The sequence below is a fragment of the Craurococcus roseus genome, from assembly GCF_039523795.1.
Lineage (GTDB): Bacteria > Pseudomonadota > Alphaproteobacteria > Acetobacterales > Acetobacteraceae > Craurococcus > Craurococcus roseus.
Genome location: NZ_BAAAFZ010000002.1, coordinates 39,021 through 58,945 on the forward strand (window position 1 = coordinate 39,021; position 19,925 = coordinate 58,945).

The 19,925-nt window shown below is 72.5% G+C and carries 18 protein-coding genes; 13 read left to right on the top strand and 5 right to left on the bottom strand.

The window, feature by feature from the left end; translation table 11 throughout:
• Nucleotides 1-48: 48 nt before the first annotated feature.
• The gene (locus ABD067_RS00415; protein WP_343893149.1) at nucleotides 49-1,536 is read left to right on the top strand and encodes a malonyl-CoA decarboxylase; all 1,488 of its coding nucleotides are present in this window, start codon (nucleotides 49-51) and stop codon (nucleotides 1,534-1,536) included.
• Nucleotides 1,537-1,591: 55 nt separating this feature from the next.
• Here the strand turns inward: ABD067_RS00415 and ABD067_RS00420 are convergent, their stop codons facing one another.
• Both ABD067_RS00420 and ABD067_RS00425 read right to left on the bottom strand, forming a co-directional pair.
• A complete protein-coding gene (locus tag ABD067_RS00420) occupies nucleotides 1,592-1,849 on the bottom strand; it encodes a hypothetical protein (RefSeq protein WP_343893150.1) in 258 nt (85 codons plus the stop codon).
• 125 nt (nucleotides 1,850-1,974) lie between these two features.
• Nucleotides 1,975-2,964 (bottom strand): tripartite tricarboxylate transporter substrate binding protein, encoded by a 990-nt coding sequence (locus ABD067_RS00425; RefSeq protein ID WP_343893151.1) that lies wholly within the window; start codon nucleotides 2,962-2,964, stop codon nucleotides 1,975-1,977.
• Nucleotides 2,965-3,182: 218 nt separating this feature from the next.
• On the opposite strand from ABD067_RS00425, the gene ABD067_RS00430 reads away from it, so the two are divergent.
• The 6 genes from ABD067_RS00430 to ABD067_RS00455 all read left to right on the top strand — a co-directional run bounded on the left by ABD067_RS00430 (nucleotide 3,183) and on the right by ABD067_RS00455 (nucleotide 9,964).
• Nucleotides 3,183-3,419, top strand: coding sequence for a hypothetical protein (locus ABD067_RS00430; protein ID WP_343893152.1), 237 nt, complete (start codon nucleotides 3,183-3,185; stop codon nucleotides 3,417-3,419).
• 140 nt (nucleotides 3,420-3,559) lie between these two features.
• Nucleotides 3,560-4,468, top strand: coding sequence for a restriction endonuclease (locus ABD067_RS00435; RefSeq protein WP_343893153.1), 909 nt, complete (start codon nucleotides 3,560-3,562; stop codon nucleotides 4,466-4,468).
• A 941-nt stretch (nucleotides 4,469-5,409) separates the two neighbouring features.
• Nucleotides 5,410-6,921 carry an aldehyde dehydrogenase family protein gene (locus tag ABD067_RS00440; RefSeq protein WP_343893154.1) on the top strand — a complete coding sequence of 504 codons (1,512 nt, stop codon included), beginning with the start codon at nucleotides 5,410-5,412 and terminating at the stop codon, nucleotides 6,919-6,921.
• Nucleotides 6,922-7,348: 427 nt separating this feature from the next.
• Nucleotides 7,349-8,392 (top strand): ABC transporter substrate-binding protein, encoded by a 1,044-nt coding sequence (locus ABD067_RS00445; protein ID WP_343893155.1) that lies wholly within the window; start codon nucleotides 7,349-7,351, stop codon nucleotides 8,390-8,392.
• Nucleotides 8,389-9,192: an ABC transporter ATP-binding protein gene (locus tag ABD067_RS00450; protein WP_343893156.1), complete on the top strand. Its 804-nt coding sequence runs from the start codon at nucleotides 8,389-8,391 to the stop codon at nucleotides 9,190-9,192. The genes ABD067_RS00445 and ABD067_RS00450 overlap by 4 nt, the downstream gene beginning before the upstream one ends.
• Nucleotides 9,182-9,964, top strand: coding sequence for an ABC transporter permease (locus ABD067_RS00455; RefSeq protein ID WP_343893157.1), 783 nt, complete (start codon nucleotides 9,182-9,184; stop codon nucleotides 9,962-9,964). Before ABD067_RS00450 ends, ABD067_RS00455 begins: the two co-directional genes overlap by 11 nt.
• 280 nt (nucleotides 9,965-10,244) lie before the next feature.
• Here ABD067_RS00455 and ABD067_RS00460 read toward each other — a convergent pair whose 3' ends face one another.
• Nucleotides 10,245-10,682, bottom strand: coding sequence for an ATP-binding cassette domain-containing protein (locus tag ABD067_RS00460; protein WP_343893158.1), 438 nt, complete (start codon nucleotides 10,680-10,682; stop codon nucleotides 10,245-10,247).
• 559 nt (nucleotides 10,683-11,241) lie between these two features.
• Here ABD067_RS00460 and ABD067_RS00465 point away from each other — a divergent pair.
• Both ABD067_RS00465 and ABD067_RS00470 read left to right on the top strand, forming a co-directional pair.
• A complete protein-coding gene (locus ABD067_RS00465; RefSeq protein ID WP_343893159.1) occupies nucleotides 11,242-11,862 on the top strand; it encodes a hypothetical protein in 621 nt (206 codons plus the stop codon).
• On the top strand, nucleotides 11,849-13,279 hold the full coding sequence (locus ABD067_RS00470) for a CoA transferase (RefSeq protein WP_343893160.1): 1,431 nt from the start codon (nucleotides 11,849-11,851) through the stop codon (nucleotides 13,277-13,279). Before ABD067_RS00465 ends, ABD067_RS00470 begins: the two co-directional genes overlap by 14 nt.
• A gap of 32 nt (nucleotides 13,280-13,311) precedes the next feature.
• Here ABD067_RS00470 and ABD067_RS00475 read toward each other — a convergent pair whose 3' ends face one another.
• On the bottom strand, nucleotides 13,312-13,632 hold the full coding sequence (locus ABD067_RS00475) for an SCP2 sterol-binding domain-containing protein (protein ID WP_343893161.1): 321 nt from the start codon (nucleotides 13,630-13,632) through the stop codon (nucleotides 13,312-13,314).
• 101 nt (nucleotides 13,633-13,733) lie between these two features.
• On the opposite strand from ABD067_RS00475, the gene ABD067_RS00480 reads away from it, so the two are divergent.
• Genes ABD067_RS00480 through ABD067_RS00495 form a run of 4 tightly spaced genes read left to right on the top strand, consistent with a single transcriptional unit; the run spans nucleotide 13,734 to nucleotide 19,462 of the window.
• Complete coding sequence (locus tag ABD067_RS00480) at nucleotides 13,734-15,482, top strand: long-chain-fatty-acid--CoA ligase (RefSeq protein WP_343893162.1); 1,749 nt, start codon at nucleotides 13,734-13,736, stop codon at nucleotides 15,480-15,482.
• Nucleotides 15,479-15,901, top strand: a complete 423-nt coding sequence (locus tag ABD067_RS00485) for a MerR family transcriptional regulator (RefSeq protein ID WP_343893163.1) — start codon at nucleotides 15,479-15,481, stop codon at nucleotides 15,899-15,901. Before ABD067_RS00480 ends, ABD067_RS00485 begins: the two co-directional genes overlap by 4 nt.
• Nucleotides 15,902-15,956: 55 nt before the next feature.
• Complete coding sequence (locus ABD067_RS00490; protein ID WP_343893164.1) at nucleotides 15,957-17,099, top strand: thiolase family protein; 1,143 nt, start codon at nucleotides 15,957-15,959, stop codon at nucleotides 17,097-17,099.
• On the top strand, nucleotides 17,096-19,462 hold the full coding sequence (locus ABD067_RS00495) for a 3-hydroxyacyl-CoA dehydrogenase/enoyl-CoA hydratase family protein (protein WP_343893165.1): 2,367 nt from the start codon (nucleotides 17,096-17,098) through the stop codon (nucleotides 19,460-19,462). The genes ABD067_RS00490 and ABD067_RS00495 overlap by 4 nt, the downstream gene beginning before the upstream one ends.
• A gap of 16 nt (nucleotides 19,463-19,478) precedes the next feature.
• Here the strand turns inward: ABD067_RS00495 and ABD067_RS00500 are convergent, their stop codons facing one another.
• A complete protein-coding gene (locus tag ABD067_RS00500; protein ID WP_343893166.1) occupies nucleotides 19,479-19,847 on the bottom strand; it encodes a hypothetical protein in 369 nt (122 codons plus the stop codon).
• Nucleotides 19,848-19,925 lie beyond the last annotated feature (78 nt).

Here is a 19,925-nt window from a genome sequence, read left to right on the forward strand (position 1 = left end):
CTATATGCTCCACCGCGAACGGTCTGCACAGGGACGCGGGCACCCGGCATGGAAGCGACGACGGCGACGAAGACCGAAACGGCGGCGACGGGCGGCGGGGCGCAGTCCTGGGTGGACCGCCTCTGGTCCTCCGTCCTGGAGCGGACCGGCCTCCGCAGCGGCCCGCGGCCAGCCGGCGCCGCCGCCGCGATGGCGGAGCTGCCGCCGCTGGAACGGTCCAAGCGCTTGGCCGAAGCGTTGCTGTCCGAGCGCGGCGAAGCCTCCGGCGCGGCGGTCGCCCGCGAACTCCTGGCCGCCTCGCGCGAGCTGGACGAAGCCGGCCGCACCGAGCTGTACCGTTTCCTCGCGGCCAACTTCCAGCCGGACGCGCAGGCGTTGCGCGCGGCGGCGGAGGCGTGGCTCGCCGACCCGACGCCCGAAAACGCCGCCCGCCTCGCCGAAGCCGCCGAGCCGCCGCGCCAGGAGTTGCTGCGCCGCATGAACATGACCGCCGGCGGCACCGGCGCGCTGGTGGAGGCGCGGCGCGAGGTGCTGGACCGGCTGCGCGAGGAGCCGGCGCTGAAGCCGCTGGAGGCCGACCTCCGGCACCTCCTCGCCTCCTGGTTCAACCGCGGCTTCCTGGAGCTGCGCCGCATCGACTGGCAGACGCCCGCCGCGGTGCTGGAGAAGCTCATCCGCTACGAGGCGGTCCACGAGATCCAGGGCTGGGACGACCTGCGCCGCCGCCTGGCCGCCGACCGGCGCTGCTTCGGCTTCTTCCACCCGGCGCTGCCGGGCGAGCCGCTGATCTTCGTAGAGGTGGCGCTGGTGGAGGGGCTGGCCTCCGCCGTGCAGCCGCTGCTCGCCCGCGACGGGGACGGGGAGCACGCCGCCGCCCGACGCGCCGCGCGCGCCGACACCGCCATCTTCTACTCCATCTCGAACTGCCAGGAGGGCCTGCGCGGCATCTCCTTCGGCAACTTCCTCATCAAGCAGGTGGTGGAGGAGCTGAAGGGCGAGCTGCCGCGCCTGCAACGCTTCGCCACGCTGTCGCCGGTGCCGGGCTTCCGCCGCTGGCTGGACGGGCGCCTCGCTTCGCCCGAGGCGGCCGAAGACCTGCTGCACGGGCAGGAGATGGTGGCCGTCCTCACCGCCGCCGGGAACGGCGCCGCCGACGCCGCGGCCGCCTTCGCCGCGCTGCTGCGCGGCGACCGCTGGTGGGAGGACCCGGACCGGGCGGAAGCCCTGCGCGCGCCGCTGACGCGCCTCTGCGCCGAATACCTCACCGCGTCGAACGGTGGGCGCGGGCCGCGCGACCCGGTGGCGCGCTTCCACCTCGGCAACGGCGCCCGGCTGGAACGGGTGAACTGGCTCGGCAACACCGCCCCGCGGGGGATGCGGGAGTCCTACGGGCTGATGGTGAACTACCTCTACGACCTCGCCTCCATCGAGGCGAACCACGAAGCCTTCGTGCGCAACGGCGCCGTCGCGCGCTCGGCGGAGGTGGACGCGCTGCTCGGCACGGCCGCGCCCCCGGCCGCCCCGCGCCGGGGCTGACGGGCGCGCGGCCCGGCGTACCGGGCCCCGCGCGCCCGCTCCGTCGCCCCGGCCGCTATTCGCGCCGGCCCCGCGCGCGGCCGCGCCTGATCCGCTCGCGCTCGCCGCGGTCCTCCTCGATCAAGCGCAGCAGGTCGTCGGGGATCGGCTCCGCCACCACGGCGTCGAAGGATTCGCGCAGTTCGAGACGGAGCCAGAGGTCGAGGAACGCGTCGTCGTCCGTCAGGGCGTCCGGAGCGCGCGGCTCCGGCCCGCTGGTCCGCGCCGGAACGGCGGCGTCCGCTTCAGCGGGGCGGGGGGCCGTTTTCGACAAGGCTCCGATCCTCCAGGCGCGCTATCCGGCCGCGGCGGCGCGCATGGCGGGCCACGGCGCGCACGGGCCGGAACAGGGGTTCGCGCGGCGCCCCGCCGCGGTGCGCCGAAGAACGCCGGGAATCCTCAACTGTCCGCGCGGATGTTGTTGTCGCGGATCACCTTCCCCCATTTCTCGATCTCGGCCTGGATGAAGCGCCGGCACTCCTCCGGCGTCGAGGCGACCACGTCGGCGCCCTGCTCCTCCACCTTCGCCTTGGTCTCCGGCTCCAGCAGCACGCCCGCCAGGGCCTCGTGCATCCGCGCGACGACCGGCGCCGGCGTCCGCGCGGGCGCCAGCATCGCCCACCAGGTCGGCGCCTCGAAGCCGCCGAAGCCCTGCTGCGCGAAGCTCGGCACGCCGGGGACGTGCGGGGTCTCGCCCGGGGTGGTCACGCCGAGCGGGCGCAAGGTGCCCGCCTTGATGTGCTGGCTGATCACCACGACGTTCGACATGAACAGCGGCACGTGGCCCGCCATCGCGTCCTGCACCGCCGGCCCCGCGCCGCGGTAGGGCACGTGGTCCAGCCGGAACCCGCCCTGCTGCTGCAACAGCGTGGTCGCCACGTGCGCGAGCCCGCCGACGCCGGAGGTGGCGTAGGAAATATCGCCCGGCTTGCGCTTGGCCGCTTCCACCACGTCCCGGAAGCTCCGGTAAGGCGTGTCCTTGTGCGCCACCATGCAGAGCGGGCCGGTCGCCACCAAAGACACCGCGGCGAAGTGCTCCGGCGTCTTGTAAGGCAGCCGCATCACCGTCTCGTTGGTCGCCGTGGTGTCGTAGGCGAGCAGCCAAGTGTAGCCGTCGGGCGCCGCGCGCGCGGCCTCCGCGCCGCCGATAGAGCCGGACGCGCCGCCCTTGTTCTCGATCACGATCGGCTGGCCGAGCGCCTCCTGCATCCGCGGCTGGAGGATGCGCGCGATGGTGTCCACCGACCCGCCGGGCGGCCACCCCACGATCAGCCGGACCGGCCGGTTGGGCCAGGGCGCCTGGGCGAGCGCCGGCCGCGGAAGCGCCGCGGCGGCGGGCGCCGCGAGGCCGGCGGCGGCGAAGGCCAAGAGGTTGCGGCGTTCCACCATGGACAAATCCCCCGTTCTTCCTTGATGGGCAGGCTTCATGGACCGTAGGCGCGGACAATCAACCCGTTTGGCCCGCGGGCGGTTCCGGTTCCGCGCCGAAAAGCGCCCGCGACACCCCTCACCGGAGGTCCCCGCCCACGTCCGCCACCTCCGCCCATCCCGACCGGGCCGCCCTCCTGGCCCGTTGGCTCGACCTCACCCGCCGCGTCCTGCCGGGCATGGCGACGGCCGAAGGCTGGCCCATCAGCCTCGACCACTGCTTCATGCGCGTCTGCCTGGACGCCGCCTTCGGCCGCCCCTGGCACGAGGCGGTGCGCCGCCCGGCGGTGCGCCACATGACCGACGCCGATTTGGCCCGCGCGGTCGCGGTGGCGGAGCGGATCGCCGCGGTTCCATCGCTGCTGCCAGGGCTGAACGCGGAGTCGCTCCGCCTCCGTGGGAAGGCGAAGCGCTGACGGGCACTGTGCTCCGCCATCTGCGCTACAGATCTTGGGTAGCGTAGTGGAGGAAGCGGACCTCATTGCCACCAAGTGTTTGGCATGGCCTGACCCTTCCAGCCCTTTGATGTCGCATCCCGAAACCCTACAACTTCTCCATGCCCGCACTCGATTTTACTGAAATTCCATCCGCCAGCGCTGGTTCGCTTCGCGATCGCTTCGAACTCTTCGCGCGTGAGCTGCTAGAAGCCGAGGGTTTCCGTATCCTTGAGCAACCCGATCGGGGCACCGATGACGGGCGCGACCTCATTGTCGAAGAAGAGCGGATGGGGCCCGGCGGCACCAATAGGGTGCGCTGGCTGGTGAGCTGCAAGCATAAGGCCCATTCGGGTACTTCGGTATTCCCGAGTGACGAGCAAAACATCCGCGATCGCCTTGGCACTCATCGCTGCGACGGCTTCATCGCCTTCTACTCGACGCTGCCGAGTAGCGGCCTTGGTGAGACCTTGAGCAAGCTGCGTCCGGAATTCGGATGTTTGCAGCTCGATGCTGAGGTAGTTGAGCGCAAGCTGCTCGACAGCCCACGCGGCCGGATTCTTGCTGCGCGCTACATGCCGAAATCATTCAATGCCTGGATGCAAGCCTCGCGTGCGGCTGCCCTGGCAGTATCCACGCCTGACCCGCAGCGTAGCTCCAACCGCTACTTCCTTCGCGCACCACACGACGACTTGGCGGCCGCCCGCGCTGAGGCGGCTGTGCGTGACCTGCCGGTATTTGCGGTGGTCTTTGATCCCGAGCATCCAAGTCACAGCAGAATTGACTATTCGCTCGGCTTCTTCATGGACTATCTTACTACGAAGCGCCTCGTGGATCAGCACTTTGTGGCGATGGTTGGTCCGAGCAGCGATCCGGATCTAGCTGCGCTTGTCCCCGCCGACGATCTGCTCGAGACCTGCCTTTGGGTCGTCCTCAGGGGAGATGGAACTATCGTGCGTTGCGAGAGCGTGTATGAAAATCCCGGCGAGGGCATGAAGCGGGTTCGCGCAGTAATCGCGGAACTGACCTGACGAATGGCTGCTTTCGGGCACCGCTCACGACTGGGACAGTGACATCGGTGCGCGAATAGCGGCCGTCGAGTGATTGGTTCATCTATGTCCGGCCCCTCAAGCGGAGATTCGAACCGACACGACCTAACCATGGTTTCCCTTGATTTTCTCCCGATCATAGGATAATATTCCAGGCTTTTCGTCGGGAGCGGAGCCGTGCGTCCAGAAGGTGCGATGCGAGCGGAGGAGGCGCCGGAAACCGAAGAAGCGGCGCTCGCCCACGCGCCTCCACGGCCGTCGCCGACTCCGCGCCCTCCGTCCGAACAAACGTCCCATTCCCGGGAAGACCGCCCCCGGCGGGGCCGGCTTTGTCGCGCCAATTGGCATCGCCGCGGCATTCGTCCGATTCGTGCAAGAAGGGCCGCCGCTCCCGCCCGGAAGCCGCGCGGCGACCGATCGACCGAGCATCGGTGCCGCCCCGGCCGCGCCGTTTGTCCGAAAGCCGCAAGGGCGAGCAAACCCACCCCAACCGCGCCCGGCGCCCGGCGCCCGGCCGACCACGCAGCGCCGCCACCCCGACCAGGGCATTTGTCCGCTTCGCGCAGAAAGCGCCGCCGATTTCGTCCGGACCACGCAGGGCACCCGGTCCGCCGTGCGAGGTCGGCACCACCGCAACCGCCCCGTTGGCATTTGTCCGTTTCGCGCAATCGCGGCCGCGGAGCCCCGCTGGAACACGCACGGCTACGGCCGCAGCCCCGGCATTCGTCCGAACCGGGCAAACTCCGCCGCCGGCGACGCCGCGCAACCCAACCCGCCCTGCCCAGGCCGGCGCGCGGACACCCCCATCCGTCGTCGCCATCGAACGACGAAGGCGGTCCGAGCGGAGCGTCCAAGGCCGCCCCGCCATCGCTTGCCCTCTACCCTGCCCCGGCGCATCGTCCCGCGAAAATCGGGAGAATGCCATGCTCGACCGCCCCCACCCCACCCCGGGCGCCCCCACCACCGACCCGTTCGCGCTGGCCAAGGCGCTCTCCGGCCTGCACTTCATCGGCGGCGCCTACGCCCCGGCACGATCGGGCAAGAGCTTCGCGGTGGTGAACCCGGCGACCGGGGAGCAGGTGGCGACCGCGGCCGAGGGCGACGCGGCCGACGTGGACGCCGCCGTCCGCAACGCTTCCGAGGCGCAGAAGAAGTGGGCCAAGGTCCCCGCCCGCAAGCGCGGCGCCATGGTCCACCAGTGCGCCGCCCTGATCCGCGAGCACGTGGAGGAGCTGGCCAAGCTCATCGCGTTGGAGACCGGCAAGGCGCTGCGCACCGAGAGCCGCGTCGAGGCCGGCGTCGTGGCCGACGTGTTCGAATTCTTCGGCGGCCTCGGCGGCGAGCTGAAGGGCGAGAGCGTGCCCTTCGACCCCAAGGTCCTGTCGGTGACGGTGCGCGAGCCGCTCGGCGTGGTCGGCGCCATCATCCCCTGGAACGTGCCCATGCTGCTGATGGCGCTGAAGATCGCGCCGGCGCTGGTGGCGGGCAATTCCGTGGTGGTGAAGTCCGCCGAGGAGGCGCCGCTCGCGGTCTTGCGCATCTGCGAGCTGATGAACCGCGTCCTGCCGCCCGGCGTCTTCAACATGGTCAGCGGCTACGGCCCGGAATGCGGCGCCCCGCTGGTGTCGCACCCGCTGGTCAGGAAGGTGACGTTCACCGGCTCGGTCGAGACCGGGAAGATCGTCTACAAGACCGCCGCCGAGAAGCTCATCCCGGTGACGCTGGAGCTAGGCGGCAAGTCGCCGATGATCGTCTTCTCCGACTGCGACTTCGAGAAGACGGTGGCCGGCGCCCTTACCTCCATGCGCTTCACCCGCCAGGGCCAGAGCTGCACCGCCGCCAGCCGCATCTACGTCGAGCGCCCGATCCACGACCGCTTCGTGGAGGCGATGAAGCGCGCCGTGGACGCCATGGTCATGGGCGACCCGCTGGACGAGAAGACCGACATCGGCACCATCATCAGCCACGGCCAGTTCGAGAAGGTCCAAGGCTTCATCGAGGAAGGCAAGAACACCGCCGGCGCCACCGCCCACGTGTGCAGCGCCATGCCGAAGGACCCGTCGCTGAAGAAGGGCCTGTTCCTCCAGCCGGTGATCTTCACCGGCCTGCCGCGCGACAGCCGCTTGGTGCGGGAGGAGATCTTCGGCCCCGTCACCGTGATCGCGCCCTTCGACGACCCGGAAGCGGTGCTGGAAGAGGCCAACGACAGCGAGTACGGCCTCGCCGCCTCGATCTGGACCAACAACCTGAAGGTCGGCCTGGACCTGGCGCACCGGCTGGAAGCCGGGCTGGTGCAGATCAACCAGAACCTCGTGGTGCAGGCCAACCTGTCCTACGGCGGCGTGAAGAGCAGCGGCCTCGGCAAGGAAGCCTCCCTCGAAGCCATGCTGGAACACTTCACCCACAAGAAGACCATCATGGCCCGGATGGACTAGGCTCATCGGGGTCCCCGGCGCTCCCGATACCGCCGCCTCCCGCATCGTCGGGCCGCGCTTGTGGGCGGGTGCAGATGCGCCCGCCCGGTAGCCGGGGTGGCCCCAAGGCGCACCGATGAGGCGTGCCGCCGTCGCAGAGCACGGCCGAAGGCGGGTCCCCGGGCCCGCCCCGCCGCGGAACAGGCGAGGCGGGCGGGCAACGGCGCGCTCCACCCCAAGGGCGCGAGACGGGCGCCCCATGTCAGACCGCCGGCGATCCCCCCGCCATCCGGAGGCCGGCGCCGAGACCGTTGCCGTGGCGGCGCCCGTTCGCTACGCCCGCCCGGACACCGAGCCTGCGAGGGACGCGCGATGCTGGTGGACGGCCGCTGGCACGAGCCTTGCTGATCTCGCCGAGCACCGCTTGCACCTGGGAGGATTCGCCTTCGTGACCGCGCCCGTTCCGCGCCGCGCCGCCGCCCTGGCGCTGACCGCCGCCGCCCTGGCCGCGCCGCGCTTGGCCCGCGCCCAGGCCGCCGCCCCGCGCGTGCGGCTGCAACTGGATTGGGCGTTCCAGTCCCCCAACGCCTTCGCCCTGGTCGCGCGCGAGCGCGGCTTCTTCCGCGAGGCCGGCGTCGAGGTCGCCATCGAGCGCGGCACGGGCAGCGGCCGGGTGCCGGTGCAGCTCGCCTCCGGCGCCGCCGACCTGGGCTTCGCCGACATCAACCCGGCCATTCGCTTCGCCGTCGAGAACCCGGACCGCGGCCTGCTCTGCGTCGCCGTGCTGCTGGACCGCTCGCCGCTCTGCGCCATCGTGCGCGCCGACGGGCCGGTGCGCGCGCCCAAGGACCTGGAAGGCCGCACCCTGGCGGCGCCGGAGTTCGACGCCGGCCGCCAGCTCTTCCCGGCCTTCGCCCGCGTCGCCGGCATCGACAAGGGCAAGGTGAACTTCCTGTCCGTGAGCCCGGAGCTGCGCGAGCCCATGCTGGTGCAGCGCCGCGCCGACGGCGTGACCGGCTTCGTCACCACCTCCGCCTTGGCGCTGAAGGGTTTGGGCCTCCAGCCGGACGCCCAACGGGTGCTGCTCTACGCCGACCACGGGCTCGACCTCTACGGCAGCGCCCTGCTCACCACCCGCGACTACGCCCGCGCCAACCCGGACGCCCTGAAGCGCGCGCTCGCCGCGCTGTTCCGCGGCGTCCAGTCCCAGCTCGCCGACCCGGCAGGCGCCATGGCCATCCTGCGGCGGGCGGAGCCGCTGACCGACGTGGCGCTTGAGACGGAGCGGCACGCGCTCAACGCCGCCACCTGCATCCTCACCCCCGGCGCCCGCCGGAACGGCCTTTCGGCGGTGGAGCCGGAGCGGCTCGGCCGCGGCATCGCCGCGGTGGAGGAAGCCTTCGGTTTGCCGAGTCGCCTCAAACCCGAAGCCTTCTACACCCCGGACCACCTGCCGCCGGCCGAGGCGCGCGCGCTGCCGCCGCCGGCATGAGCAACGCCTTCGTCCAGGTGGACGGCGTGGCCCTGCGCCACCCCGGCGCCGACGGCACCTTGGCGCTGGAGCATTGCACGCTCTCGGTCGCGGAGGGCGAGTTCGTCGCCGTTGTGGGCCCCTCGGGCTGCGGCAAGTCCACGCTCATGCGGTTGGTCACCGGGCTGTGGCGCCCCACCGCCGGCGGGGTGGTGGTGGCCGGCCGCGAGGTGGCGGGCCCGCTCTCCATCGCCGGCATGGCGTTCCAGAACCCGTCTTTGCTGCCTTGGCGCACCGTGCTGGACAACGTGCTGCTGCCGCTGGAGGTGGTGAAGCCGCACCGCTCCCGCCTGCGCCGCGAGCGCGCCGCCTACGAGGCCGAGGCGCGCGCGCTGCTCGCCCTGGTCGGGCTGGCCGGCTTCGAGGACCGCTTCCCGTGGCAGCTCTCGGGGGGCATGCAGCAACGCGCTTCGCTGTGCCGCGCGCTGATCCACCGTCCGGGCCTGCTGCTGCTGGACGAGCCCTTCGGCGCGCTCGACGTGTTCACGCGCGAGGAGCTGTGGCTCGTGCTCCAGGAGGTCTGGCGCACGCGCCGGCCGACCGTGCTGCTGGTCACGCACGATCTGCGCGAGGCGGTGCTGCTGGCCGACCGTGTGCTGGTCATGTCCGCCCGCCCCGGCCGCATCGCGGCGGAGCGCCGCGTGCCCTTCCCGCGCCCCCGCGCGCTGGAAGGCACCTACACGCCGGCGTTCGGCGCGATGGTGGGCGAGCTGCGCGCCCTGGTCGGCGCCGCGCGCGAGGTCCCGGCCGGTGCGGCGTAGCCACGCCGAAGCGGCGCTGCCCTGGATCGTCGCCCTGGCGCTCGCCTTGCTTTGGGAGGCGGTGGTGCGCTGCTTCGCAGTGCCGGAGTTCCTGCTGCCCGCGCCCTCGGCCATCGGCGCCAGCATGGCCAAGTGGTGGTGGCCGTTGCTGGACAGCGCCGCGCGCACCCTGCTGAACACGGTGCTGGGCTTCGCGCTCGCCGTGGCCTTCGGCCTGGCGTTGGGCGTGGCGATCGGCGCTTCGCCGCTGCTCTACCGCGCGCTGTACCCGCTGCTCATCGGCTTCAACTCCGTGCCCAAGGTGGCGGTGGTGCCGGTGCTGGTGATCTGGTTCGGCGGCGGCATCGTCCCGGCGGTCATCACCGCCTTCCTGATCTCCTTCTTTCCCATCGTGGTGAACGTGGCGACCGGCATCGCCACCGTGGAGCCGGAGCTGCGGGACGTGCTGCGGGCGCTGGGCGCGGGGCGCCTCGACATCATCCGCAAGGTCGGGCTGCCGCGGGCGATGCCCTACTTCTTCGCCTCCTTGAAGGTGGCGATCACCGTCGCCTTCGTCGGCTCCATCATCGCCGAGACGGTGGCGGGCAACCAGGGCGTCGGGCACCTCATGCTCGTGGCCTCCTCGCGCTTCGACGTGCCGCTGGTGTTCGCCGGGCTGGTGGTGACGGGCGCGATGGGCGTGGCGATGTACGCGCTCGCCGCGGTGCTGGAGGCGCGCACCACCGGCTGGGCCACCCGCGGCCAGCGCGACGGCTTGGGCTTCGGCGCGTGACGGCCCTTCCCCCTCCCACCGCGCAGTAGCGGGCCTCCACCCCGGCGCTGGCCCGCTACTGCGCGGTGGGCCACTTGGCGCTGGCGGAGCGCCACGGCGCGGGCGGTGAGGTTGAGCGCCAGCCCCACGTTCTGCTCCGCCAACAGCAGCTTGACCCGCTTCCGCCGCAGGCGAGCGGACAGGCCGAGCATCTCGTCCAACCGCACCGTCATGGCGCCTTCGCCGGGCTCGTCCAGCGGCAGCAGCAGGGCGAGGCCGGCGGCGAGTGCCATCGCCACCTTCAGGGCGCTCCGCTCGCCGGCGGCGCGCCAAGCGCGGTGGAACAGGCCGATGCGCGCCAGAAGCGCCGCGGCCCGCTACTCCAGGGCGCGCAGCCCGGGGGCGGCGCGACCAGAAGCCCAGCCACGCCACCGGCGCCTGGCCGGTGGCGCGCACGTTCTGCGGCGGTGGCCTGGAAGGACGTGGTGACGCCGAGGCGGGCGGCGCGGTGCTGCTGCGGCAGGCCGGTGATGCCGTGCCCGCCGAGCAGGATGCGCCCTTCGCTGGGCGGGGAGGCGCCGGCGAGCAGGTCGAAGGAGGTGCCCTTGCCGGCGCCGTTCGACCCGATGATCGAGATGAGCAGGCTGGCGCTGAAACCGGCCGAGACGTTGGACAGCGAGCGGGAGACGCCAGAAGCCCTGCCCAGGCATTCGGTGGGCAGGACGGCGGCGCCGTTCACCGCCCCGATAGCCGGTTGACGGGCGTGCCCCAGATCCCCTCTCGGAAGAACAGCACGCACAACACGGACACCGACGCGTTCGAAGACCGCGTCGCAGGAGCCGAAGAAGGAGGGCCCGAGAGGCCTCCCGCTCCATGGTTGGGCGAAGGCGACGATCGAAGATCCCGCGAAACGCCTAGGGCATGATGAAAGGGCGTCCGCCCCGCGCGCCTCCGGCAAGGAGGCCCACGCGGAGGACACGGCGGACGCGCTCGAAGCCGCGTCGCGGACCCTCGTGGGCGGCGGCTCGGTCACGGGCACGCCAGGCGTCACACCGACCCGGTGGACACCTTTGCGGTGCCCGTCGAATGCCGCTCGTGGCGCCGCGAGGGCTGGATGCTCGTGTACGGGCGTCCCTTCGGTGGCTAGGACGTCTTCGCCCATCGGCCAAACGGCGCTCAAACGGCGGAGCCGCCGGCGCCATTCCCAGCGCACGCGCCGCCTTGCCAAGCACGGACGGCGGGCCACACTTCCCAAGGGAAACCGCCATATTGAACACGACTCGAGGAGAAACGAGACGATGCCCGCCTTTGCCCGCCGTGCCTGCGCCGCCGCCCTGCTCGCCGCGGCCGCAGCCGGCGCCGGCTGCACGCCAGGACCGAACTACTCGCCGCGGGACTGGGTGACGCTGCCCCCCGACGCGGTGGTGGGCGCGGGCGACCCGACGCGCGCCGCCATCCTCAACTCGGCTTACGCCTTCGGCACGCCGCAGAGCTTGGCGGGTCGGCCGGCCGAGGCCGCCGTGGCGGTGGCGCAGCTCGATTACCTCGCCAGCGAGATTCCTTTCGGCGCCCGTTGGCGCGAGTTCGACCCGACCGTCGGCCTCCTGCTCCAGCGCGCGCGGCAGGAGGTGCGCAACTACGTCGGCGTTTCGCAGGACGCGGCGCCGCAGGCGGTGATCGACGCCTTCTACGGCGCCTCGCGCGCCCTCCGCGCCAACGACACCGCGGCGGCCGAACGCATCCTCGCGCCGCCAGTGGTCCCCAATTCCCGGCAAGCGCTGGGGCACCTTTCCGCCATGCCGCTGCTCCCCATCGCCAACCAGGCGACCACCCGCGCGGCGCAGGAACTCGACCGTGTCGGGCGGATCAACGGGCGGAGCGGCGGCGGCCCGGGCGGCGGGGGCGGTGGCCGGAACTAGCGGCCCCGGCGGCGTGTCGCCGCGCCGCCACGCCCCGCGCGACACCCTGGAAGCGCTTTGGTGCCTCGCGGGCCTCGCGCCTGTGGCGCTCGGCCCGGTCGAACTCTCCGGCGAAGAGCCGGCCCTGCCCTCCTCCTTCCGCGTCGGCGCCGCGGCGCAGGCCACGATAGCGGCCGTCGCGCCCGCCGCCGCCGCGGTCCACCGTCGGCGCGGCGGGCCGGAGCAGGCGGCGCGCGTTTCCATGCGCCACGCGGCGCTGGAGTTCCGCAGCGAGCACTGGTTGCGGCTGGACGGCGCCGAACTCCCGGATTCCTGGGATTCAGTCGCCGGCACTTACCGGTGCGGCGACGGCCGGGTGGTTCGGTTGCACACCAACTTCCCGCACCACCGCGAAGGCGTGTTGCGCCTGCTGCGCTCCGACGGCACGCGCGAGGCGGTGCGCGATGCGCTGCGCGGCTGGGCGGCCCTCGATTTCGAGGACGCGGCCGCGGCGGTGGGGCTTTGCGTCACCGCCATGCGGGGCTTCGCGCAGTGGGACGCGCACCCCCAGGGCGCCGCCGCCGCCGGCCTGCCCCCGCTCCGCATCGAGCGCATCGGCGACGCGCCGCCCAGCCCGTTGCCGCCATTGGGGGAGCGCCCGTTGGGAGGACTGCGGGTGCTGGACCTCACCCGCGTCATCGCCGGGCCGGTTTGCGGCCGGACGCTCGCGGCGCATGGGGCGGAGGTGCTGCACATCAGCGCCGCGCACCTCCCCTCCTTCGACAACCTCCTGGCCGACACCGGGCGCGGCAAGCGCACCGCGCGCCTCGACCTGCGGACGGCGGAAGGGCGGGACGCGCTGCGGTCGCTGGCGGCGGGCGCCGACGTTTTCCTCCAGGGCTACCGCCCCGGCGCCGTCGCCGCGCATGGCTTCGCGCCGGCCGGGCTGGCGGCGCTGCGGCCGGGCGTCGTTTGCGCGTCGCTCTCGGCCTATGGCGAGGTGGGGCCGTGGGGCGGGCGGCGCGGCTTCGACAGCCTCGTGCAGACCGCGAGCGGCTTCAACGTGGCCGAAGCGGAAGCCGCCGGCGTCGAACCGCCGAAGCCCCTGCCCTGCCAAGCGCTGGACCACGCCTCGGGCTACCTGCTCGCCTTCGGCACGCTGGCCGCCCTGTTGCGGCGGGCGGAGGAGGGCGGGAGCTGGCACGTCCGCGTCTCCCTCGCCGGCACCGGCGCTTGGCTGCGCGGCCTCGGCCGGCTCGAAACGGGCTTCGCGGCACCGGCGCCGCGCTTCGGGGAGATCGGCGACCTTTTGGAGGAGAGCGACAGCGGTTGGGGCCGCCTCCTCGCGCTCCGCCATTCCGGGGTGCTGGAGGGCACGCCGCCGCGCTGGGCGCTGCCGTCGGTGCCGCTCGGCACCCACGCGCCGGCTTGGGCTTGACCCGCCGGTCGCGGTGACGGCCGCCGCGCCGATCAGTCCTCGTCGAGCAGGCTGCCGAGCTTCATCGCCACGCCCTTGGAGCCCTCCACCCGCAGCCGGCCGGTGGAAAAGGCGAGCATCGGGCTCAGCTTGCCGCGCATCAGCTTCTCCAGGTCCGTGGAGGAGAGGCGCAGCACCGTGTCGGCCTCCTCGTCGCCGGACGCCGCCTCGATGGTCGGCGCGCCGCCGGCGGTGGCGTCGAGCAGCACGCTTTCCTCCGTGTCCGTGATGTCGAAGCGCACGCGGTAGCCCAGGCGCCGCAGCGCGTCCGCGCGGTTCCGCATCTCGGCCATCAGGCTTTCCGCGTCCGCCATGTGTTCCCCTCCTTCAGCTCTGGTTGACCCTTAAAGTACCTAGTTGACCTATACGTCAACAAGTGTAATTTGGTCAGCAGGGACGGGAAGGAGCGGATCGCATGGCAGGCGAAACGGCTGCTGTCGCGGCGTTGGAATCGGACGGGCCGGGAGCGGCCATGCCGTGGCTGCGGAGCTACCCGCCCGGGGTGTCCTGGGACATCGGCCTGCCGTCCGAGACGCTGCCCGAGTTGTTCGACGCGGCGGTGGCGCGCTTCGGCCAGAAGACCTGCCTGGACTTCATGGGCCGCCGCTGGACCTTCGCCGAAATGGGCGCGCTGGTGGACAGCGCCGCCGCCGGCTTCCGGGGCCTCGGCGTCGCGCCCGGCACCCGCGTCGGGCTCCACTTGCCCAACAGCCCGTTCTTCATCGCCGCCTTCTTCGGCGCGCTGAAGGCGGGCGCCATCGTGGTCAACTACAGCCCCCTCTACGTCGAGGAGGAGCTGGCGGCGCAGGTGGCCGATTCCGGCACGGAGGTCATGGTCAGCATCGACCTCGACCCGTTGCTGCCGCGCGCCCTTGCCCTGCTGGACCGGCCCGGCTCGCCGCTGAAGCACGTGGTCGCCTGCCAGTTCTCCAGCGCCCTGCCGATGGCCAAGGGCCTCGCCTTCCGGGTCCTCCGCCGCAAGAGCGTCGCGGCCGTGCCGCGGGGCGACGCGCGCGTGGTGCCCTTCAAGTCCCTGTGCGGCCAGCCCGGGACGGCCGGCGCCGCCTACGCGGCTAAGCCCGAGGACGTGGCGGTGCTGCAATACACCGGCGGCACCACCGGCGTGCCCAAGGGCGTGATGCTCACCCACGCCAACCTGTGCGGCAACGCCCGGCAGTCGATCGCCTGGGACACGGCCACGCGGGAGGGCGAGGAGCGCGTGCTCGCCGTGCTGCCCTTCTTCCACATCTTCGCGCTGACCGCGGTGATGATCGTGGCCGTCGCCCGCGGCAATACGTTGGTGGCGCTGCCGCGCTTCGACTTCGAGGCGGTGATGGCGGCGATCCGGCGCTGCCGGCCGACCGTGCTGCCCGGCGTGCCGACCTTGTTCAAGGCGCTGCTCGACAAGGGCGCCACCAAGGAGGACCTGTCCTCGCTCCGGCGCTGCGTCTCGGGCGGCGCGCCGATGCCGGCGCAGGTGCAGAGCGACTTCGAGGCGCGCTCGGGCTGCTCCGTCACCGAGGGCTACGGCCTGACGGAAGCCTCGCCCGTGTGCTTCGCCAACCCGCCCGGCCCGGGCAACCGGCTCGGCACCATCGGCCTGCCCGTCCCCGGCACGCGGGCCGAGATCCGCTCGCTGGAGGACCCGTCGCGCGCCCTGCCGGGCGGCGAGAAAGGGGAGCTCTGCGTCGCCGGCCCGCAGGTGATGAAGGGCTACTGGAACCGGCCGGCGGACACGGCGGCGGTGCTCGGCGCCGACGGCTTCCTCCGCACCGGCGACGTCGGGATCATGGACGCGGACGGCTACGTGACCCTCGTGGACCGGATCAAGGACCTGATCCTGGTGTCCGGCTTCAACGTCTACCCGCGGGTGGTCGAGGAGGCGTTGTACCGCCACCCCGACGTGGCGGCCGCCACCGTGGTGGGGATGCCCGACGAGTACCAGGGCGAGGCGCCGGCCGCCTTCGTGGAGCCGCGGCCGGGCGCGACGCTGGCTGAGGAGGCGCTGCGGGAGTTCCTCAAGGACAAGCTCTCTTCGGTGGAGATGCCGAAGCTGATCGAGGTGCGCGACGCGCTGCCGCGCAGCAACGTCGGCAAGCTGACCAAGACGGAGCTGCGGTCCGAGGTGTTGGCCCGCGCGTCCAAGGGGACGGCGGCGGCGTGACGGCGGGCGCGGCGACGGACCTGTTCACCGTGAACCAGCTCGCGGAGGAGCTGGGCGTCACCGCCCGGGCCATCCGCTTCTACGAGGCGAAGGGGCTGATAGCGCCGCGCCGCGCCGGCACGACTCGCGTCTTCGACCGGCGGGACCGGGCGCGGCTGCTGCTGGTGCTGCGCGGCAAGCGGCTCGGCTTCTCGCTCGCCAGCATCCGCGAGTTCCTGGACCTCTACGACGCCGACCGCAGCCAGGGCGCGCAGATCCGCCTGTTCCTGGAACGGGCGCGCGAACGCATCCGGGAGCTGGAGCGGCAGCGCGAGGACCTCGACCAGACGCTCCGCGAGCTGCGCGAGGTGGAAGCGGAGGCCGAACGGGTGCTGCGGGGGCGCGACGAGCCGCGCTCGCCGGCTGAAGCCGCCGACTAGGGATCTTCGCCGCCGCGGCCCGGCGCCCGGCGACGCAATTGCAGGGAAAGAGACGATGACAGACGTGGTGATCGCGGCCTACCGCCGCTCCCCCTTCCATTTCGCCGGCAAGGGCGACCTCGCCGGCGTCCGGCCGGACGAGATGGCCGCGCAGGTGGTGCGCGCGCTGGTCGAGGCGACTGGCGTGGACCCGGCGACGGTCGAGGACTTGGTGCTCGGCTGCGCCTTCCCCGAAGGCGAGCAGGGGCTGAACATGGCCAAGCTCGTGGCCTTCCTGTCCGGCATGGCGGAAGGCACGGCGGGCGTCACGGTGAACCGCTTCTGCGGCTCGTCCATGCAGTCGGTCCATCAAGCGGCGGGCGCCATACGCATGGGTGCGGGCGACGCCTTCGTCTGCGCCGGCGTCGAGAGCATGAGCCGGGTGCCGATGATGGGCTTCAACCCCATGCCGCACCCCGGCTTGGCCAAGGAGTTCCCGCAAGCCTACATCAGCATGGGCGAGACGGCGGAGAACGTGGCCCGCCTCCATCAGGTGACTCGGCGCGACCAGGAGCAGTTCGCCGCCCGCAGCCACCAGAAGGCGACGGCCGCGCAGGAAGCCGGCAAACTCGCCGAGGAGATAGTCCCGATCGCCGGCCCCAAGGGCAAAACGGTGGAGCGCGACGGCTGCATCCGCCCGGAAACCACCGCCGAGGGCCTTGCGAGCCTCAAACCCGCCTTCCGGCAGGACGGCACGGTCACGGCCGGCACCTCCTCGCCGCTGACGGACGGCGCGGCCGCGGTGCTGGTCTGCACCGCCGAATACGCCAAGGCGCACGGGCTCGAGCCGCTGGCGAAGGTCAAGTCCATCGCCGTCGCCGGCTGCGGGCCGGAGGTGATGGGCATGGGGCCGGTCGGGGCCTCGCAGAAGGCGCTGTCGCGCGCCGGCATCTCCGCGCGCGACCTCGACGTGGTGGAGCTGAACGAGGCGTTCTCCTCCCAGGCCCTCGCCTGCATGCGCGAACTCGGCATCGACGAGGCGAAGGTGAACCTGGACGGCGGGGCCATCGCGCTGGGCCACCCGCTCGGCGCCACGGGGGCGCGCATCACCGGCAAGGCGGCGGCGCTGCTGAAGCGCGAGGGCGGCCGGTACGCGCTGGCGACGCAGTGCATCGGCGGCGGGCAGGGCATCGCCACCGTGCTGGAGGCCGTGCGGTGAACGCGCCCGTCGCGCCCCTCCCCTACTCGCCCGCGAAGTCCGGCGAGGGGCCGATCCGCAAGGTCGGCGTGGTCGGCGCCGGCGTGATGGGCGCCGGCATCGCGGCGCACGTCGCCAACGCCGGCGTGCCGGTGGTGCTGCTCGACATCGTGCCCGGCGGCGCCGCCAAGGCGGTGGAGCGGATGCTCCGCGCCGACCCCGCGCCCTTCATGGGCAAGGCCCCGGCGCGGCTGGTGCAGACCGGCGACCTCGACGGCGGCGGCCTGCAACTGCTGGCCGATTGCGACTGGATCGTGGAAGCGATCATCGAGCGGCCGGACGCCAAGCGCGACCTCTACGCGCGGCTGGAGGACGTGCGGAAGCCGGGCTCAATCGTGTCCTCCAACACCTCGACCATCCCGCTCGCGGCGCTGACCCAAGGATTGGGCGAGAAGTTCGCGCGCGACTTCCTCATCACCCACTTCTTCAACCCGCCGCGCTACATGCGCCTGCTGGAGCTGGTTCGCGGCCCGGCCACCCGCGCCGACGCGCTGGACGCCATCGCCGCGTTCGGCGACCGCCGGCTCGGCAAGACCATCGTGCATTGCAAGGACACGCCGGGTTTCATCGCCAACCGCATCGGCGGGCTGTGGATGCAGTCGGCCATCAACCACGCGGTGGACCTCCGCCTGACGGTGGAGGAGGCGGACGCGGTGATGGGCAAGCCGATCGGCGTGCCCAAGACCGGCGTGTTCGGCCTGCTGGACCTCGTCGGCATCGACCTGATGCCGCACGTCGCGGCCTCCATGAAGGCGGCGCTCCCGGCCACCGACATGTACGTGGTCGGGATGCGCGAGCACGCGCTGATCGCCCGCATGATCGCGGAGGGCCGCACCGGCCGGAAGGGCGGCAAGGGCGGCTTCTACAACCGCGAGAAGGGGTCGGGCGGCGAGAGCCTGAAGCGCGCCGTGGACCTCTGGACCGGCGACTACCGCGACAGCACGAAGGCGCGGCTCGACAGCCTGGAGATCGGCTCCAAGGACCTCCGCAAGCTGGCGGAGCACCCGGACCGGGGCGGCCAATACGCCCGCGCCGTGTTGCTCGACACGCTGGGCTACGCGGCGTCCTTGGTGCCGGAGATCGCCGACAGCCCGGCCGACGTCGATGCCGCCATGCGCCTCGGCTACAACTGGAGGTGGGGGCCGTTCGAGCTGATGGACCGCCTCGGCCCCGGCTGGCTCGCGGGCGCCCTGCGCGAGGCCGGGCGGCCGGTGCCGGCGCTGCTGGAAACTGCGGGCGACCGGCCCTTCTACCGCGTGCAGGACGGGCGCCGGCAGGTGCTCGGCACGGACGGCGAGTACCGCGACATCCCGCGGCCCGACGGCGTGCTGCTGCTCTCCGACGTGAAGCTGCGCTCACAACCGCTGGCGAAGAACGGTTCGGCCAGCCTGTGGGACATCGGGGACGGCATCGCCTGCCTGGAATTCCACAGCAAGATGAACGCGCTCGACCCGGACATCCTCGGCCTCCTCGGCAAGGCCGTGGCTATGGGCAAGAAGGGCGCCTTCCGCGCGCTCGTGGTCCACAACGAGGCGGACAACTTCTCGGTCGGCGCCAACATCGGCCTCGCCCTCTTCGCCGCCAACATCGGCGCCTGGGGCGAGATCGAGGGCATGATCGAGGGCGGGCAGAAGGCCATGCGCACCATGCGCGACGCCCCCTTCCCCGTGGTCGGCGCGCCGGCCGGCATGGCGCTGGGCGGCGGCTGCGAGATCCTGCTCCACTGCGACGCGGTGCAGGCGCACGCGGAAACCTACATCGGCCTGGTGGAGGTCGGCGTCGGCCTGATCCCCGGCTGGGGCGGCTGCGCGGCCATGCTACAACGCTGGGCGGAAGCGCCCAAAGCCCCGCGCGGGCCGATGCCTCCCGTGGCCAAGGCCTTCGAGATGATCTCGACGGCGCAGGTGGCGAAGTCGGCGGCCGAGGCGCGCGAGATGATGCTGCTCCGCCCGACCGACGGCATCACCATGAACCGCGACCGGCTGCTGGCGGACGCCAAGGCGAAGGCGCTTTCCATGGTGGAGGGCCACCAGCCGGCGGAGCCGAAGCCGCTGCGCCTGCCAGGGCCGACCGGCATGGCGGCGCTCAAGATGGCCGTCGAACAGGCGGCGCGGCTCGGCAAAGCGACGCCGCACGACATGGTCGTGTGCGAGCACCTGGCCGAGACGCTCTGCGGCGGCGAGCGCGCCGACCACATCGCCGACACCACCGAGGACCAGGTGCGGAAGCTGGAAGTGAAGAGCTTCATGGCCCTGCTCAAGACCGAGGGCACGCTGGCCCGGGTCGAGCACATGCTCGAAACCGGCCGCCCGCTCCGGAACTGAGGCAGCCGCCGTGACGTCAAGGAGACCCGCACCGCACGCCGTCCGCGCCGAAGAACACGCGGAACGGCGTGGTGCCGGAGGCGCCGCCGCCGTCCTGGGCGTGCCAGCGGCCGTCCGTGCAGAGCGTGCCGCCCGGCGCGGGCACGGCGCGGAACTCCGCGACGTTCCGGAACACCTGCCCGTCCGGCAGGGTCGCGGTGAAGGCGGTGCGGCAGCGGTCGCCCTCGATGACGGGGTCGTACTCGCCGATGACCACGCCGCCGCCCCCGGTGCTCGGGAAGGAGCGCCGGAGGAGCGGCCAAGCCGAATAGTCCTCGTCCGCCAAGGCCGCCGCGGCGGCGATGACGGCGAGCGAGCAGACAACGACGACGAAACCCTTGGGCATGGCGGGCCGCCTCCTCCGGTCCTGTCCATCCCCGTTACGCCCGGCGCCCCCGGCCGGACGCACCCAACCCGACGGAGC